The following is a 17198-nucleotide window of genomic DNA, read 5'->3' on the forward strand; positions in this document are numbered from 1 at the left end:
AACCCACAGGTCCCCCCGTGAAATTCCTCAGCAGCCACGTGATCCAGTTCCTCATCATGGGCGTCGGGGTCTCCGTGATCCTGGGCCTGCTCACGCCCACGTCCCGGCCCGAGCGCACCCGCCAGAGCATCCTCAAGTACGCCGGGGGCCTGCTGGGCATCGGACTGATCCTCGCGTGGGTGATGTACATCCTGCCCCAGCATCCCATCCGGTTCTGAGGGCATGGAGCAGGCGGTCTCGAATTTCCGCTCGAGTCTGGCGAACCAGGCCAATGGCCTGTACGACCGGGCCGCGCGGGCCTTCCCCCCCTTCGGGAAGGGCGGGGACTTCATCCGGGAGGTGCTGCGGAAGTACCACCATGACGACTGCCTCTCCTACGCCGCCAGCCTCAGCTTCTTCATGACCATTTCGCTGATCCCGCTGACGACGCTGTTCTTCAAGCTGCTGGTGCTGATGCTGGGCAGCGGCGCCTACAGCGCCTCCCTGCAGCGGGCCATCGGGTCCATGTACCCCTACCTGCCCCAGGGCTTCATCGCCGACAGCATCGCCCACAGCCGCAGGATCGGCGGCATCGGCCTGAGCTGGGTGGTGCTGCTGGTGGGCGCCCACTGGGGCGTGAACCAGCTGGACCGGTCCCTCTCCCACATCTTCGGCCTGCGCATCAAGGTGCACCGCCAGACCCGCAAGCACAACCTGCTGCGCCGCCTGGGGGTGGTGCTCATGGGCCTGGCCTTCCTGGTGATCCTCCTCACCGCGGGCTTCGAATGGAGCCTCCGGCGCCAGGCCCCGTTCTCCCCCATCCTCATGTTCACCTTCCTGCCGCCGTGCCTGGGCCTGCTGCTCATCACCCTCATCCTCCAGCACATCCCCCGCCGCCACGTGAAGTTCCGCCACGCCTTCCTGGGCGGCGCCGTCACCACCAGCCTCTGGTGGGTGGCCAAGGCCGGCTTCGGCTACTACCTCATCCACACCCCCACCTGGGGCATCCTCTACGGCTCCCTGGGCAGCCTCATGGCGGCGCTGGTCTTCCTCTACTACAGCTGCGCCATCTTCATGCTCGGCGCGGAAGTGACGGCGGCCTTCTACCGGCACGAAACGGGGGCGTACGAGGTGGCGAAGGGGCGGTGATCGTGCGTGTCCCGGACGGGCGCCACTGATTCGCTGACGCAGGCAAGCTGCGTCAGCGGAAAGCTCACCGGACGGGGGTGAGGGTGGGTGTTGCCACGCTCCGGCTTCGATGGACGATGGGGGGCTGGGGGGGGGCCGGGCTCTCCGGATGGGCCTATGGCCCTTGGACCCGCTTCGAGTTTCCTGGCGGCGCCATGGGGTCCGCGCCGACGTTGACTGGTTAGCGTCGGCGCGAATCCGTTTCCTGCCGGATCACTTGAAGCGGGCCCAAGGGCCATAGGCCCAACCGGAAGGCCCTCCCCTCCAGCCTGCCCAAAGGCCCATCGAAGCCGGAGTGTGCGAACACGTCTGCCGCACCCCGGGGCGTGAGCTCTCCGTCGACGCAGCTTGCCTGCGTCGACGAAACGGGGCGCGAATCCGGGACACGTACGCCTAATTGACCCCGACCCTACATATCGTCGAAAAGCGATGGCTGGAGGACGCGGGTGGTGTCGGCGAGGGGGTAGTCCTTGGCGGGGGAGGGGCGCTCGGGGAGAAGGGGCCGGAGGGGTGGATGTCGGGGGAACCAGCGGATGGCGGGGGTGGATGGCGGCCAGGAAGGCCTGGACGGCGCCTTCGAGGGGACGGCGGGGACGCGGAGGTGGGCCTCGGCGGGGAGGAGGAGGTCGGCAAGGGGGCGGGGGAAGGCGCAGCGGGATTCCAGGGAGACGGGGTCCCGGGGGTCCGCGGCCAGGGCGGGGGTGAAGGAGGGGGGGGCGGGGGGGAGGGGCAGGGCGGCGCGCCAGGGGAGGCCCTCGTTCATGGCCTGGCGGCCCAGGTCGGCGGCGGCGCGGGGGTCGGCGCTCACGCCGGGGTGGATGGGGCAGCGCAGCGCCTTCTCCAGGTGGGAGGCCAGGTCCCGCACGGCCCGCGCGGCCCGGTCCCAGTCGGCGCCGGAGAGCTGCCACTCCCGGCCCCCCAGGAAGGAGACGCGCCATCCGGTGCGCCGGCGCTGGAAGGGCAGGGCCATGGGCCAGGCGCCGGCCTCCATGCGCAGGCTGATGGCCTTCTCGGAACGGGCCTGGGCGTCCTCCAACACCCGGGCCAGGTCCGCGGGGTCCTGGTGCTCCACGGCGCCCAGGGGCAGGATGAGCTCGCCCCAGAGCCAGCCGGGGCTCTCGGTCTCGGCGGCGGCGCCCTTGCCGGGCAGGGACCAGGAGCCGGATTCCTGGGGGACCCAGCCGATCCAGCCCTGGCGCCAGGCCAGGCCCAGCTCGCCCAGGGGCATGCGGGGGGCGTGGAAGGCCACCCGGGCCGGTTCCCGGAGGAGGTCGGCGAAGGCCTCGTCCCGCACGTGGACCGTGAGCCCGCGGGTGTGGGTGAGCACCTTCCACCAGCCCAGGCGCACCTCGGGGGGGAGGTCCCGGATCCAGTCCACGGGGCCGTCCCACAGGAGGGAGAAGCCCCGGGGCAGGCGCCCCGCGAGATCCGCCAGCACGCCCAGGGCCTCCCAGGGCGCCGTGGCCACGGAGAAGGACGCGTCCAGGGCGCGCACGCCGCCCCACCCGGCGTAGGGCACGTCGTCGCCGGTGTGGAGCAGGTAGCCCCGTCCCTCCTGGCGCCTCACGCCCGCCCCCCGGGGGCGAAGCAGGGCCGGCCCTGGCCTCCGGGGCGGGCCCCGGGCTCCCAGGCGGCCCTCAGGAAGGTTCCCGCCGCCTGGGCCGCGTCCGCGTCCTCCAGGCCCTTCAGGCGGAACCCGAGCCAGGCCGAGGCCAGGGTGCAGCCGGTGCCGCGGCGGTCGCCGGGAAGGCGGGGGTGGCGGCCCAGGCTGCGGACGCCGCCGGCGGTGACCCAGAAATCCTCCACCTGGTCCAGGGCCCCGTGGCCCCCCTTGAGCCACACCGCCCCGGCGCCCAGGTCCAGGAGGGGCCGGGCCAGGCGCCCGGGGTCCGCGTCCGTGGGCAGGCCCGCGAGGGCGGCGGCCTCGGGGAGGTTGGGGGAGACCACCCAGGGTCCGGAGCGGAGCAGGATCCCGGCCATGGCCCGCAGGGCGCCCGGATCGTGGAGGCCCACGCCGGAGGTGGGGGCGAGGATGGGGTCCCAGATGCGGGCCGAGGGCCCCTGGGCTTCCAGCCGGATGGTCAGGTCCCGCAGGGTGTCCGGGTCCAGGGCGCACAGGCCCAGCTTCACGCCCCAGGGGCCCCCCAGGTGGGGCACCAGGGCGTCGAAGGCGGGCAGGGGGTTCCGGGGGGGGCGGATGGCCAGGCACACCCGGCCGTTCTGCACCGTGTCGGCCGTGCTCAGGGCCATGGGGTGCACCCCCAGGGCCGCCAAGGTCATGACATCCCGCAGGATCCCCGCCCCCGCGGACGGGTCCATGCCGCCGAGGCACAGGGCCACGGGCACGGCGGGCGAGGAAGCGTCATTCACCGGATCAGACCTTCCGGTGGGGGTCGATGATCTCCACGATCCGCAGCCCCAGCGAATCCTCCAGCACCGTCACCTCGCCGCGCATGACGGGGCGGCCCTTGCACAGGACCTCCATGGGCTCGCCGGCGCTCTTCTTCAGCTCCACCAGGGACCCCACGTCCAGGTCCAGGAGCTCCCGGATGGTCATGGTGGCCGTGCCCAGCTGGATCTCCAGGCGGAACCGGGTGTCGATGAACGGCATGAGCTCCCCGATCACCGTTTCGAAGGTGAGGACGCGGTCGGTGTCGAGCCTGTCGCTGCGCTTGGCCATGGGGGTTCCGGGAAGGGGCGGCCGTCAAGAATCGGACGCGGGACGGGGTATCGGCAACCCCTGTGCCAGTCCTACTGCTGGAGGGCCCAGTCGACGATCAGGACGTCCTTGATGGGAGGCTTGACCTTCTTGCCGGTCTTCTTGGCCTTGTCCAGCTCCTCCTTGGAGTGGCGGTTGGCGAACTTGGTGTTGAGCTTCTCCTTGATCTCCTGGCGGATGGATTCCCGGGTCTCCATGTCCGAGGCGGCTTCCACGGTCTTGCCGGAAATGGCCTCCAGGACCATGGAGCGGATGATGCTGTTTTCCGGCGTGGGCTTGTCGCTGGCGGCCAGCTTGCCCAGTTCCTGGTTGCGGAAGAGGATGTGGATATCGCACTTGAGGAAGGCGTTCTTGCGCCCGTCCAGGTTCACGATGAGGCGGTTGAGGGTCATGACCGGAGGGCCTCCGCCCCCTTCCTCCCCGCCCTTGGCCGGGGCCTCCTCCTCGTCGTCGTCCTCCTCCTTGGCGGGGCCCGCGGCCTCCCCCTCCTTGGGCGCCGCGCCCTCCTTCTGGGCGGCGTCCCCGGGCAGGGCCGCGGCGACCTTCTTGGCGCCCAGGGCCTTCCATGCGTAGAATCCGCCCCCGCCCAGGAGCAGCAGGACCACCAGTCCGATGCCGCCGAAAATGATCATCTTCTTCATGAAAACTCCCGATCCGAGGGGCTGCGCCCCATCAAACGCACCTGTCATCTTATCGGAAGGGGGGGCCCTTGCCCTGAATCTTGGTGCCGGGGGCAGCAATTCCAGGGCCGCGGGGAGCCCCGGCCAGCGGGTCAGGCATTTCCAGGCCCCGATTTCCATGAAAGGGCCCGGCGGGGGAGGTTTGACCCGTTCGGGGCAAAGGGGACGCTAGCGGTCCCATTTTTGCCCGAATCCCCCCCTGCACCCAAAAAACAAGCGGCCCGGTAACCGGGCCGCTTGGGGGGATCGGTGAAGCCTACTTCTTCTTCTTGCCGCCCTTGCCGTTGACGTCGTCAGCGAGCTTCTTGCCGGGCTTGAACTTGGCGACCTTCTTGGCGGCGATCTTGATCTTCGCGCCGTCGCGGGGGTTGCGGCCGGTGCGGGGGCCACGGGTGGCGACGGAGAAGGTGCCGAAGCCGACGAGGGTGACCTTGTCGCCGGCGCGCAGGGCGGCGGAGACGCTGGCGATGATGGTATCCAGGGCGGCGGCGGCCTTGGACTTGTTGATGTCAGCCTTTTCAGCGACGGCGCTGATCAGTTCGGCCTTGTTCATGAGGAAACCTCCAAAATGGGGACTTGTGTCCCCGGTGAAAGGGAAACGGCGGGGGGGGGATTTGGGGATACCCGCCGGTGCTCAGTTCTATGGGGTGAATTGCCCTGAAACCCTTATGGATTCTACTCTTCAACTAAACTACCAGCAGGTTAGGCCTGCGATTCAAAGGTGTCAAGGGTTTCCGGGATTTTTTTTTTGAAGAATGGCGGCAGTGGGACGTCTAGGTGCCGGGACCCCCCCTCGACCCGCCCATACCAACGGTCATAACCCGAGCAGGGAGTACATATGCTGATTCCATGGGCCTCGGGAAGGGGCGGCGCCCCGAAGGGCGCCCGCAGGGCTAGAATGGTCCATGGCCTATCCCTATTTCCTCCGCTGCGCCTACGTCGGCACGGGCTTTTCCGGCTTCCAGATCCAGTCCACCCTGCGCAGCGTCCAGGGGGATCTGTGGAAGGCCCTGCGCACCTTCGAGCCCGGGGCCCCCATGCCCCAGGGCACGGGCCGCACCGACGCCGGCGTCCACGCGAAGGCCCAGGGCGTCCTGGTGCAGCTGGGCAAGGCCTGGGACCCCTACCGGCTCCTGGCGGCCTTCAACGCCCACCTGGCTCCGGACGTGCGGATCATGGCCGTGCTGCCCGCCCCGGAGGGCTTCTTCCCCCGGGCCCACGCGGTGGCCAAGCGCTACGTGTACCGCCTGCAGGAGGGCCCCGCCGCGGATCCCTTCCTGCACCAGAGGCGCTGGCACGTGCATGGCGCCCAGGGCCTGGACCGCGCGGCCATGGCCGAGGCCTGCGGGCACCTGCGGGGGGTCCACGATTTCTCGAGTTTCCGGCACCAGGAGTGCGCGGCCCTCTCGCCGGTGAAGGAGATCTACGCCATCCGCATGGAGGGGCAGGGACCGGCCCTGGACCTGGTCTTCGAGGGGAACCGCTTCCTCATGCACATGGTGCGGATCCTCACGGGGACGATCGTGGAGGTGGGCAAGGGCCGTTTCCGGGCCCAGGACATGCCCGCCGTGCTGGAGGCCCGGGACCGGGCCCGGGCCGGCATCACCGCGCCGCCCCATGGCCTCTACCTGGAGGAGGTCTGGTACCAGAAGCGCTGGGGCATCCTGGATCCCTCCCCCTGGCCCGAGGAGCCCCCCCGGGACTGAACGCGCTATTCTCTAAGGATGCGCATCGCCCTCCTCCAGCTCAACTCCCGCCTGGGCGACCCGGAAGCCAACGGCCTCGCCCTGGAGAACGCCTACCGCGAAGCCCTGGCCCTGGGCGCCGACCTGGTGCTTTCGGCGGAGATGGCCGTGGGCGGCTACCTGGCCGAGGACCGCCTCTGGGAGGCCGGGCTGCGCCGGGCCGTGACCCGGGAATCGGAGCGGCTGGCCGGGATCACGGGCCCCGTGCCCCTGGTCTTCGGGACCTGCAGCCCCTCCCCCACGGGCCGGCTCTGGAACGAGTTGTGGTGGTGCCAGGACGGGGGCGTGCGCACCGTGGCCCGCAAGCGCATCCTGCCGGCCTACGACGTGTTCGACGAAAGCCGCTATTTCGAGGCGGACCCCGGGCGCCAGGCCCTGGTGGACCACCTGGGCGAACGCGTGGGCCTTTCGGTGTGCGAGGATCTGTGGGCCAACCCCGTGCTGGCCCCGGGACCCATCCTCTATCCCTTCGACCCCATCGCGGACCTGGCGGAGCAGGGGGCCACCCTCATCCTCAACGCCTCCGCCAGCCCCGGGCACCTGGGCAGCTTCCTTCCCCCGGGCCGGAGCGCGCCCTGGGCGGCGCCCTCCAAGCTCGCCCTGCGCAAGCGGCTCCTGCAGGGCCACGCCGCGCGGCACGGGGTGGCCATCGCCTACGCGAGCCGGGTGGGCTCGGAAAGCTGGCTCACCTTCGACGGCGGTTCGGGCCTGGTGCTGCCCGACGGCACCTGGCAGCGGGACGAATTCTTCCGGGAGGGGGTGGTCATGACCGACACCTCCGCGGCCGGCTCCCCCTGGCCCGCGGAGCCCGGGGAGGCCCAGTGGCTGCGCCGGGCCCTGGGCACCGGCCTGCGGGAGAACATGGACAAGCAGGGCCTGGAGGCCGCCGTGGTGGGCCTTTCCGGCGGCATCGACAGCTCCGTGGTGGCGGCCATGGCCGCCGAGAGCCTGGGCCCGGAGCGGGTGCTGGGCATCGCGCTGCCCACCGCGTACACGAGCCAGGAGAGCCTGGACCTGGCCCGGGAGCAGGCCCGGGTCCTGGGCATCCCCTTCCTGCAGCTGGACGCGGGCCTGCCCTTCGCCGGGGCCGCCCGGGCCCTGGAGGCCGCCTTCCCCGACCGGAAGTTCGGCCTCACCGACGAGAACTTCCAGAGCCGGTGCCGCGGCATGCTCCTCATGGGCGCCACCTCGGAACCCGCCGTGCACCGTCTCCTGGGCACCACCCGGGTGGCCGTGCTGAACACCGGCAACAAGAGCGAGGCCGCCACCGGCTACTTCACCCTCTACGGCGACGGCATCGGGGCCTTCGGCATCCTGGGCGACTGCCTCAAGGCCCGGGTCTTCGCCCTGGCCCGGGAGCTGGGCGACGCCATCCCCGCCGGCGTCCTGAACCGCCGCCCCACCGCCGAGCTCCGCCCCGACCAGACCGACGAGGCCAGCCTCATGCCCTACGCCCAGCTGGACGCCATCCTGGGCATCCTCCTGGAGGCCCGGAGGGAGGAGGACCGGGTCCCCGAGGACCTGGCCTGCGCCCTGGAAGGCCCCGCCCTGGACCAGGCCCGCGCCGCCCTCCCCCGCGTCTTCGCCCTCCTCCGCAATTCCGAATTCAAGCGCCGCCAACTCCCCTTCAGCCTGAAGGTCAGCCCCTGGGCCTTCGGGAGGGGCCGCCGCATTCCGTTGACCGCCAAATAACTGGGGCCTATTCGTAATCTCTGAACAGGGATGGCTTATGTCCGATAGGCTCGGCGCCTGGTGCCTCCAGGCAAAGCTACACGTCGACGCACGATCCCGTCGTGCTGCGAATGCCAAGCAAAAAGAACGAACGCTGGGTCGCAGAGATCTCGCTGGGGCGCTGGGTGATCAACCTCGTTTGTGAACGACTCGGCTGATCCCGCCATCCTTCAGGGCCCAAGCCCGGAAGTCCAGAACGGACCAACTTCGAGCCCCCCATGTTTCCCCATCTTTTTTTCCCAGCGCCCCAGCGAGATCCCAGCGCCCCAGCGTTTGATCCTTTCGATGGACCTTCCGATCCGCCCTGGACAATCCGTCCCGCGTCTCGACCCGACAATGATGCAAGCCACAGAACCTACAACATTCCGAACACTCCCTAGTTCCGGAAATCCGTCCCGACGATGTAGTTCTCCAGGCCCTTGATCGTGATTTCGCGGTCGGCCACGACCTCGGCCACCACGTCGCGGATGGAGACGACGCCCACCACCATCTTGCCGTCCATCACCGGGACGTGGCGGATGCCTTTCTCGCTCATGAGGCCCATGACCTCGTCCACGGAGGTGCGCAGGGCGACGTGGTAGACGGAGGTGGTCATGACGTCGGCCACCTTCAGGTCCATCGCGGTGGGTCCCTTGCGGGCCATGAGCTTGACCACGTCGCGCTCGGAGAAGACGCCTTCCATGCGCTCGCCGTCCATCACCAGCAGGAAGCCCACCTTCTTCTGCTCCAGGAGGCGAACGGCATCCGCGACCTTGGCTTCGGCCGAGATGAAGAAGAAGGTGTACCCCTTCGCGTCCAGGATGCGCTTCATGTCGGTCATATATTGATCTCCTCAGGATTGGCTAAAGGGTAGACCATTGCGCCGATTCGTCAACGGCTGGGAAACATTAAAATGATCGGGTTTGAGGAGGGGGCGGTCAGGATTTCGCGGCGGCCCGGAGCCGGCGGATCAGGGCGTTGGTGGAGCTGTCGTGGGAAAGCTCGGGTTCCCCGGGGGATTCCAGTTCGGGGAGGATGCGCCGGGAGAGCTCCTTGCCCAGTTCCACGCCCCACTGGTCGAAGGGATTCAGGTTCCACACCGCGCCCTGGGTGAAGACCACGTGCTCGTAGAGGGCCACGAGGCTGCCCAGGACCGCCGGCGTCAGGCGCGGGGCCAGGATGACGTTGGAGGGGCGGTTGCCTTCGAAGGTCCGGTGGGGCGCGAGCCACGCCGGGGTGCCCTCGGCGGCCACGGCCTCGGGGGTCTTGCCGAAGGCCAGGGCCTCGGTCTGGGCCAGGACATTGCTGAGCAGCATGGCGTGGTGGCCGCCCAGGGGGTTGAGGGAATTCGCGAAGGCGATGAAGTCGCAGGGGATCAGGTGGGTGCCCTGGTGGATGAGCTGGTAGAAGGAGTGCTGGCCGTTGGTGCCGGGCTCGCCCCAGAACACGGGGCCGGTGGCGTAGTCCACCCGCGCGCCCTCCAGGGTCACCGACTTGCCGTTGCTCTCCATGGTCAGCTGCTGGAGGTAGGCCGGGAAGCGGCGCAGGTAGTGGTCGTAGGGCAGCACAGCCACCGTGCCGGCCCCGAAGAAGTCCGCGTACCAGACCCCCAGCATGCCCAGGAGGACCGGCAGGTTCCGCTCGAAGGGCGCGGTGCGGAAATGCTCGTCCATGGCGTGGAAGCCGTCCAGGAACTCCCGGTAGCGCTCCGGCCCGATGGCGATCATGGTGGAGAGCCCGATGGCCGAGTCCATGGAGTAGCGGCCCCCCACCCAGTCCCAGAACCCGAACATGTTGGCGGTGTCGATGCCGAAGGCCGCGACCCGGGCCGCGTCCGTGGACACGGCCACGAAGTGGCTGGCCACGGCCGCCTCGTCCTTCAGGGCCTCCAGGCACCAGGCCCGGGCGCTGCGGGCGTTGGCCATGGTCTCCTGGGTGGTGAAGGTCTTGCTGGAGATCACGAAGAGCGTGGTGCGGGGATCCAGGTCCCGCACGGCTTCGGTGAAGTCCGTGGCGTCCACGTTGGAGACGAAGCGGAACTGCAGGTCGCGGGCGGAGTAGGCCCGCAGGGCCTCGTAGGCCATGGCCGGGCCCAGGTCGGAACCCCCGATGCCGATGTTGACCACCGCCCGGATGGCCTCCCCCGTGAAGCCCTTGCGGGCCCCGGAGCGGATGCCCCCGGCGAAGGCCGCCATGCGGTCCAGCACCGCGTGGACCCCGGGCACCACGTCCCGGCCGTCCACCTCGATGACGGCGGTCCGGGGGGCCCTCAGGGCCACGTGGAGGACGGCGCGGTCCTCGGTGACGTTGATGCGGTCCCCCCGGAACATGGCCGCGATGCGCTCGGCGACGCCCCGCTCCCGGGCCAGGGCCATGAGGAGCTCCAGGGTCCGGGCCGTGGCGCGGTTCTTGGAGTAGTCGAGGTAGAGGCCCGCGGCCTCGCAGGCCATGGCCTCGCCGCGGCCCGGGTCCTGGGCGAAGAGGTCCCGGAGGTGGAGGCCCTGGATGTCCCGGTGGTGGTTTTGGAGCGCCTTCCAGGCTGGGGATTGGGTGAGTGGGGTCATGGGCGCCTCGCGTTCTCCCTCCAGATTAGCGGAACCGCGCCCCGTCTGGGATAATGGCCCCCTGGAGGTCCAGGCATGGCGAATCCGTGGTTCACACCGGCCTTCTTCCGGTTCCTTTCGGAACTGCGGGAGAACAACTCCAGGGAGTGGTTCCAGGACAACCGCTCCCGGTACGAGGAGGAGGTGCGCGATCCCCTCCTGGCCTTCATCCACGCCTTCGGCGGGCCCCTGCACGGGGTGAGCCCGAACTTCCTGGCCGATCCCCGGCCCAGCGGCGGCTCCATGTTCCGCATCTTCCGGGACACCCGCTTCTCCCGGGACAAGTCGCCCTACAAGACCAACGTCGGTGCCCAGTTCCGCCACGGGGCCTGCTCCCGGGACGTGCACGCGCCGGGCTTCTACCTGCACCTGGAGCCCGGAGGATGCTTCGCCAGCGCGGGCCTGTGGCGCCCCGACGGCCCCGCCCTGAAGCGGGTGCGGGACCGCATCGTAAGCCACCCGCGGGAATGGAAGGCCATCCGGGCCGCGGGGCTGGAGGTGCTGGGGGAGTCCCTGGTGCGGGTGCCCCAGGGCTTCGATCCCGCCAGCCCCCTGGCGGAGGACCTCAAGCTCAAGGACTTCTACACCCACCAGCCCCTCACCCAGAAGCAGGTGTGCGCCCCGGATTTCCTGGAGGTCTTCACGGAGATCTGCCGGCGCAACGCGCCCCTGCAGAAATTCCTCACCCGGGCGCTGGACCTGCCCTGGTAGATACCGGCCGATAGAACCATCGGGCCCTCTTCCGCATCCAAGGCGGGGAGGTGAAACATGCCGGTGGCAACCATCCAGCAGCTCGACGACCTGGTCGCCCGCGTAAAGGAGGCCCAGGGGCGCTTCGCGGACTTCACCCAGGCCCAGGTGGACCGGATCTTCCGCCAGGCCGCCCTGGCGGCGGCGGACGCCCGCATCCCCCTGGCCCGCATGGCGGTGGAGGAGACCGGCATGGGCGTCCTGGAGGACAAGGTCATCAAGAACCACTTCGCGGCGGAGTACATCTACAACGCCTACAAGGACGAACGGACCTGCGGCACCCTCGCCGAGCAGCCACTGTACGGCACCTGCACGATCGCCGAACCCGTGGGCCTCATCTGCGCCATCGTGCCCACCACCAACCCCACGTCCACCGCCATCTTCAAGGCCCTCATCGCCCTCAAGACCCGCAACGGCATCCTCTTCAGCCCCCACCCCCGGGCCCGGCGCTGCACCTGCGAAGCCGCCCGGCTGGTGTTGGCGGCGGCGGAGGCCGCCGGCGCCCCGCCCGGCATCATCGGGTGGATCGACGCCCCCGGCGTGGAGCTGACGGACCACCTCATGCACCACCCGGACGTGAACCTCATCCTGGCCACGGGCGGACCGGGCCTGGTGCGGGCCGCCTACGCCTCGGGCAAGCCGGCCATCGGCGTGGGGGCGGGCAACACGCCCGTGGTGGTGGACGAATGCGCCGACATCAAGCGGGCGGTGGCGTCCATCCTCCTTTCCAAGACCTTCGACAACGGCGTGGTGTGCGCCTCGGAGCAGGCCGTGATCGTGGTCGACGCCGTCTACGACGCGGTGCGCGAGCGGTTCCGGAGCCACGGGGGCCACCTCCTGGACCCCGCCCAGTGCGCGGCCGTCAGGGCCGTGCTGCTGGTGGACGGGGTCCTGAACGGGGCGGTGGTGGGGCAGTCCGCCCAGGCCATCGCGGCCCTGGCCGGGATCCAGGTGCCCGGGGACACCCGGGTGCTCATCGGCGAGGTGGAATCCACGGAGGCCTCCGAGCCCTTCGCCCACGAGAAGCTCTCGCCCACCCTGGGCCTCTACCGGGCCGCGGATTTCGCCCAGGCCGTGGCCAAGGCCGAGGCCCTGGTGGCCCTGGGGGGCATCGGCCACACCTCGGTGCTGTACACCGACCAGGACCTCCGGCCCGACCGGGTCGCGCATTTCGGCGCCCGCATGAAGACCGCCCGCATCCTGGTGAACACCCCGGCCTCCCAGGGGGGCATCGGCGACCTGTACAACTTCAACCTGGCGCCCTCCCTCACCCTGGGCTGCGGGTCCTGGGGCGGCAACTCCGTCTCGGAAAACGTGGGCCCCCGGCACCTCCTCAACACCAAGACCGTCGCCCGGAGGGCCGAGAACATGCTGTGGTTCAAGCTTCCCCGGAGCATCTACTTCCGGCGGGGATGCCTGCCCTTCGCCCTGGAGGAGCTGCGGGGGCGGCGGCGCGCGGCCATCGTCACGGACCGCTGGCTCTTCGACCACGGGCGCGTGGACGCCGCCGTCGCCATCCTGAAGGGCCTGGGCATGGAGGTGGAGGTTTTCCACGAGGTGGAGGCCGATCCCACCCTGGCGGTGGTGCGCCGGGGCGTGGCCATGCTCGCGGCCTTCAAGCCGGACGCCATCGTGGCCCTGGGCGGGGGCTCGCCCATGGACGCCGCCAAGATCATGGGCGTGCTGTACGAGCACCCCGAGGTGCAGTTCGAGGACCTGGCCCTGCGCTTCATGGACATCCGCAAGCGCATCTGCGCCTTCCCGAAGATGGGCGGCACCTGCGTCCTGGTGGCCATCCCCACCACCTCGGGCACCGGTTCCGAGGTGACCCCCTTCGCCGTCGTCACCGACGAGGCCACGGGCATGAAGTACCCCATCGCGGACTACGAGCTCACCCCCACCCTGGCCATCGTGGACCCCGACCTGGTCATGGACCTCCCGGGCCCTCTCACCGCCTTCGGGGGCATCGACGCCGTGACCCACGCCCTGGAGGCCTACGTGTCGGTCATGGCCAACGAGTACTCCGATCCCCAGGCCCTCCAGGCCCTGCGCATGCTAAAGGAGCACCTGCCCGCCGCCTACCTCGAGGGGGCCGCCAACCCCCGGGCCCGGGAGCAGGTGCACAACGCCGCCACCATCGCGGGCATCGCCTTCGCCAACGCCTTCCTGGGCGTGGGCCACGCCCTGGCCCACCAGCTGGGGGCCGCCTTCCACCTGGCCCACGGCCTCTGCAACGCCCTGCTCATCACCAACGTGATCCGCTACAACGCCACGGACACGCCCACCAAGCAGACCGCCTTCAGCCAGTACGACCGGCCCCAGGCCCGCCACCGCTACGGCGACATCGCCCGGCACCTGGACCTGCCCGGGCGGAACACCGCCGAGCGCATCGAGAGCCTGCTGGCCTGGCTGGAGGACCTCAAGGCCACCCTGGGCATCCCGGCCTCCATCCGGGAGGCCGGCGTGGAGGAGGCCGCCTTCCTGGCTCGGCTGGACGCCATGGCCGAGGCGGCCTTCGACGACCAGTGCACCGGCAGCAACCCCCGTTTTCCGCTCCTGGGGGAGCTGCGCCAGGTGCTGCTGGATTCCTTCCATGGCCGGCCCTACCGGGCCGGATAACCGAACGAGCTGCCGTGCCGGGTGGCCCGGGGTCCTGGTACCCTGGAACCATGGCCCTTGAATTGCTCGCCCCCGCCCGGAACGCGGACCAGGGAATCCTCGCCCTCACCTGCGGGGCGGACGCGGTGTACATGGGCGCCGCCCGCTTCGGGGCCCGGCAGGCGGCGGGCTGCGACCGGGCCGACTTCGAGCGCCTGACCCGGGAGGCCCGGCTCTGGGGGGCCAAGGTATACGCCACCCTCAATACGCTGGTGTACGACGCGGAGCTGGAGGACGCCCGGCGCATGGCCTGGGACCTGTACGAAGCCGGGGTCGACGCCCTCATCATCCAGGACATGGCCTACCTGGAACTGGACCTGCCCCCGCTGCCCCTGCACGCCAGCACCCAGGCCGTGTGCGACAGCCCGGCGAAGGTGGCCTTCCTGGCCGGCCAGGGCCTCACCCGGGCCATCCTCGCCCGGGAACTGAGCCTCGCGGAGATCCGGGCCATCCACGCCGCCTCGGACATCGAACTGGAGGGCTTCGTGTACGGGGCCCTGTGCGTGGGCGAAAGCGGCCAGTGCTACCTGAGCGGCTCCATCTGCGGGCGCAGCGGCAACCGGGGCGAGTGCGCCCAGCCCTGCCGCGCCCCCTGGAACCTGGTGGACGCCTCCGGCCGGGTCCTCCTGCGGGATAAGCACCTGCTGAGCATCAAGGACCTGGACCTCTCGGACCACCTGGAGGAACTGGCGGAGGCGGGCCTGTCCAGCTTCAAGATCGAAGGCCGGCTCAAGGACGCCGATTACGTGAAGAACGTGGTGAGCCACCTGCGGCGCCGCCTGGACGCGGTGCTGGAGCGCCGGCCGGAATGGGCCCGGGCCTCCCTGGGGCGCTGCACCCACGCCTTCGCGCCGGATCCCTCCAAGACCTTCCAGCGGGGCCATTCCACGTACCGCCTGGAAGGGGGCCGCCAGTCCATGGGCACCCCGGAAACGGGCAGGCACCTGGGCGAAAGCATCGGCACGGTGCGGTCCATCCAGGCGGACCGGGTCGTGCTGGACCGCAGGGCCGAGGTGCACCCCGGCGACGGACTGGCCTTCATGGACGGCGCGGCCGCCGCGGGCACGGTGGTGAACGCCGTGGAGGACCGCCAGATCTTCGTGCAGGACCCCTCCCGCATCCGCCCGGGCACCCAGCTCCACCGCAACCTGGACCTGCACTGGCTCCGGGCCCTGCGCGGGGCCAAGGTGGAGCGCCGGATCCCCGTGACGGGGCGCCTGGTCTTCCCGGAGGGCGCCGTGACGCTCCGCCTGGAGGACGAGACGGGCCTTTCGGCCGAAGCCCGCGCCGAGGGTGAGTTCGGCCCCGCCCGGGATCCCGGGGCGGCAACCAAGGCCATGCGCGACGCCCTGGACCGCATGGGGGACACCCCCTTCGCCCTGGCCGCCCTGGAGGCCGAACCGCGCTTCGTGCCCGTGAGCCGGCTCAACGCCCTGCGCAGGGAGGCCACCGCCGCCCTGGCGGAGCTGCGCCGCGCGCCCCGGCCACGCCAGGCCCCGCGGCCGGCATCACCCGGGGCGCCGCTGCCCGCCGCGGCCCTGGATTTCACCTGGAACGTGGCCAACAAGGCCGCCCGGGCCTTCTATGAGCGCGCCGGGGCCCGGGTCCTGGAACCCGCCGCCGAACTGCAGGCCGATCTCCGCGGCCGGGTGGTGATGACCACCCGCCACTGCCTGCGCTTCGAACTGGGCTGGTGCGCCGCCCACCCCAACGCCGAGCCCTGGAGGCGCCTGGCCGAACCCGCCGGCCCCCTGTTCCTGGAGAACGGCCCCACCCGCCTGGAATGCCGCTTCGATTGCGCCCGGTGCCGCATGGAGCTGGTCCTGCGCGAACAGGCCCCATGAACCGGGTGTGCGACGTGGTGGTGGTCGGCGCCGGGCCCGCGGGCCTCGCCGCCGCGGGGCGCGCCGCCATGCTGGGCGCGAAGGTGCTGCTGCTCGAGAAGATGGAAAAGCCCGCCCGCAAGCTGCGCATCACCGGGAAGGGCCGCTGCAACATCACCAACATGCGCCCCCTGGACGAGCAGCTCTCGGAGATCCACCCCGAGCCCCGCTTCCTGCGCCAGGCCTTCGGGGCCTTCTTCAACCGCGATCTCATCGCCCTGCTGGAGGCCAACGGCGTCCCCTCCAAGGTCGAGCGCGGGAACCGGGTCTTCCCCGCCAGCGACCGCGCCTGGGACGTGGCGGAGGCCCTGGTGGCCTGGGCGAAGGGGCAGGGGGTGGAGATCCTCACCCGCGCCCGGGTGGAGCGCCTCGTGATCGAGGACGGGGTCTTCCGGGGCCTGGAGTTCACCCAGGGCGGCGCTTCCCACCGGGTGGAGGCGCGCAGCGGCATCGTCGCCACCGGCGGCCTCAGCTACCCCGCCACCGGCTCCACCGGCGACGGCCACCGCTTCGCCGAGGCCGCCGGCCACCGCATCGAGCCGCTGCGCCCGGCCCTGGTGGCCCTGCGCACCGACCCCGTGTGCGCCGCCACGGGCCTGCGCCTGCGCAACGTCCGCCTCACCCTCTGGGTCGACGGGCGCAAGGGCCCCAGCGAATTCGGCGAGGCCGAGTTCACGGACGAGGGGCTCGATGGTCCCATCGTCCTGAGGCTGAGCCGCCAGGTGGTGGACCACCTCGCCGCGGGGCGCCGGGTGGAGGCCGCCCTGGACCTGAAGCCCGCCCTGGAGCTGCCCACCCTCGAAGCCAGGCTGGAGCGCGCCTTCCCCTCCGGGGCGCCCCTGCGGGATATCCTGCGTTCCCTCCTGCCGGCGCCCCTGGTGGACGTGTTCGCGGAGCGCCTGGGCCCCGCCCCCCGCCGGCAGCAGCTCCTGGCCCTGCTCAAGGACCTGCGCTTCCGGGTGACCGGCCACGGCCCCTGGGAGGAGGCCATCGTCACCGCCGGCGGCGTCGCCCTCAAGGGCATCGATCCCCGGACCCTGGGCTCGCGCCTGGCGGCGAACCTCCACTTCGCGGGGGAAGTGCTGGACCTGGACGCGAACACCGGCGGCTACAACCTCCAGATCGCGTTCTCCACGGGCTGGCTGGCGGGGGAAGCCGCGGCGCGGACGTAGGAGCCCTCCACCATCGCCGTGCCTGTCCCCGGCGTTCCGCCTGGGCGCGAATCAAGGTTCTCCTCAAGAGACGCGAAGAGAGCCCCCAAACCCTCGGGGGACCAGGTTGAA

15 protein-coding genes are annotated in these 17198 nt (G+C 70.7%); 8 read left to right on the top strand and 7 right to left on the bottom strand.

From position 1 onward, the window contains the following. The first annotated feature begins 17 nt into the window (after positions 1-17). Positions 18-218: a hypothetical protein gene (locus R2J76_RS06730; protein ID WP_316415051.1), complete on the top strand. Its 201-nt coding sequence runs from the start codon at positions 18-20 to the stop codon at positions 216-218. 4 nt (positions 219-222) lie between these two features. Further along, positions 223-1128 carry a YihY/virulence factor BrkB family protein gene (locus R2J76_RS06735; RefSeq protein WP_316415052.1) on the top strand — a complete coding sequence of 302 codons (906 nt, stop codon included), beginning with the start codon at positions 223-225 and terminating at the stop codon, positions 1126-1128. 448 nt (positions 1129-1576) lie between these two features. On the opposite strand, the gene R2J76_RS06740 is transcribed toward R2J76_RS06735, so the two are convergent. From R2J76_RS06740 to R2J76_RS06760, 5 genes are all read right to left on the bottom strand, one after another. Further along, entirely contained in the window at positions 1577-2734 is a 1158-nt protein-coding gene (locus R2J76_RS06740) for a hypothetical protein (protein ID WP_316415053.1), read from the bottom strand. Continuing rightward, complete coding sequence (thiD, locus tag R2J76_RS06745) at positions 2731-3537, bottom strand: bifunctional hydroxymethylpyrimidine kinase/phosphomethylpyrimidine kinase (protein WP_316415054.1); 807 nt, start codon at positions 3535-3537, stop codon at positions 2731-2733. Before thiD ends, R2J76_RS06740 begins: the two co-directional genes overlap by 4 nt. A gap of 4 nt (positions 3538-3541) precedes the next feature. Then, positions 3542-3847 carry a FliM/FliN family flagellar motor switch protein gene (locus tag R2J76_RS06750; RefSeq protein WP_306601532.1) on the bottom strand — a complete coding sequence of 102 codons (306 nt, stop codon included), beginning with the start codon at positions 3845-3847 and terminating at the stop codon, positions 3542-3544. A gap of 71 nt (positions 3848-3918) precedes the next feature. After that, positions 3919-4527, bottom strand: a complete 609-nt coding sequence (locus R2J76_RS06755) for a flagellar basal body-associated FliL family protein (RefSeq protein WP_316415055.1) — start codon at positions 4525-4527, stop codon at positions 3919-3921. Positions 4528-4822: 295 nt separating this feature from the next. After that, positions 4823-5119: an HU family DNA-binding protein gene (locus R2J76_RS06760; RefSeq protein ID WP_243333269.1), complete on the bottom strand. Its 297-nt coding sequence runs from the start codon at positions 5117-5119 to the stop codon at positions 4823-4825. A gap of 352 nt (positions 5120-5471) precedes the next feature. Here R2J76_RS06760 and R2J76_RS06765 point away from each other — a divergent pair, with 352 nt between their 5' ends. After that, positions 5472-6272, top strand: coding sequence for a tRNA pseudouridine synthase A (locus tag R2J76_RS06765; RefSeq protein ID WP_316415056.1), 801 nt, complete (start codon positions 5472-5474; stop codon positions 6270-6272). A gap of 18 nt (positions 6273-6290) precedes the next feature. After that, positions 6291-8003: an NAD(+) synthase gene (gene nadE, locus R2J76_RS06770; protein WP_316415057.1), complete on the top strand. Its 1713-nt coding sequence runs from the start codon at positions 6291-6293 to the stop codon at positions 8001-8003. A gap of 415 nt (positions 8004-8418) precedes the next feature. Here nadE and R2J76_RS06775 read toward each other — a convergent pair whose 3' ends face one another. Together R2J76_RS06775 and pgi are read right to left on the bottom strand one after the other, a co-directional pair. Then, positions 8419-8862, bottom strand: coding sequence for a CBS domain-containing protein (locus R2J76_RS06775; RefSeq protein ID WP_316415058.1), 444 nt, complete (start codon positions 8860-8862; stop codon positions 8419-8421). Between the two features lie 97 nt (positions 8863-8959). Next, positions 8960-10585, bottom strand: a complete 1626-nt coding sequence (gene pgi / locus R2J76_RS06780) for a glucose-6-phosphate isomerase (RefSeq protein ID WP_316415059.1) — start codon at positions 10583-10585, stop codon at positions 8960-8962. Positions 10586-10660: 75 nt separating this feature from the next. Here pgi and R2J76_RS06785 point away from each other — a divergent pair, with 75 nt between their 5' ends. The 4 genes from R2J76_RS06785 to R2J76_RS06800 are packed head-to-tail and all read left to right on the top strand — an operon-like array spanning position 10661 to position 17087. Beyond that, on the top strand, positions 10661-11335 hold the full coding sequence (locus R2J76_RS06785) for a DUF2461 domain-containing protein (RefSeq protein ID WP_316415060.1): 675 nt from the start codon (positions 10661-10663) through the stop codon (positions 11333-11335). Positions 11336-11392: 57 nt separating this feature from the next. Beyond that, positions 11393-13993 (top strand): bifunctional acetaldehyde-CoA/alcohol dehydrogenase, encoded by a 2601-nt coding sequence (adhE, locus tag R2J76_RS06790; protein WP_316415062.1) that lies wholly within the window; start codon positions 11393-11395, stop codon positions 13991-13993. A 50-nt stretch (positions 13994-14043) separates the two neighbouring features. Then, positions 14044-15876, top strand: a complete 1833-nt coding sequence (locus R2J76_RS06795) for a peptidase U32 family protein (protein WP_316415063.1) — start codon at positions 14044-14046, stop codon at positions 15874-15876. Further along, positions 15873-17087, top strand: a complete 1215-nt coding sequence (locus tag R2J76_RS06800) for a BaiN/RdsA family NAD(P)/FAD-dependent oxidoreductase (protein ID WP_316415064.1) — start codon at positions 15873-15875, stop codon at positions 17085-17087. Before R2J76_RS06795 ends, R2J76_RS06800 begins: the two co-directional genes overlap by 4 nt. Positions 17088-17198: the final 111 nt, after the last annotated feature.

Source organism: Mesoterricola silvestris, assembly GCF_030295405.1.
In the GTDB taxonomy this organism is placed as follows: domain Bacteria; phylum Acidobacteriota; class Holophagae; order Holophagales; family Holophagaceae; genus Mesoterricola; species Mesoterricola silvestris.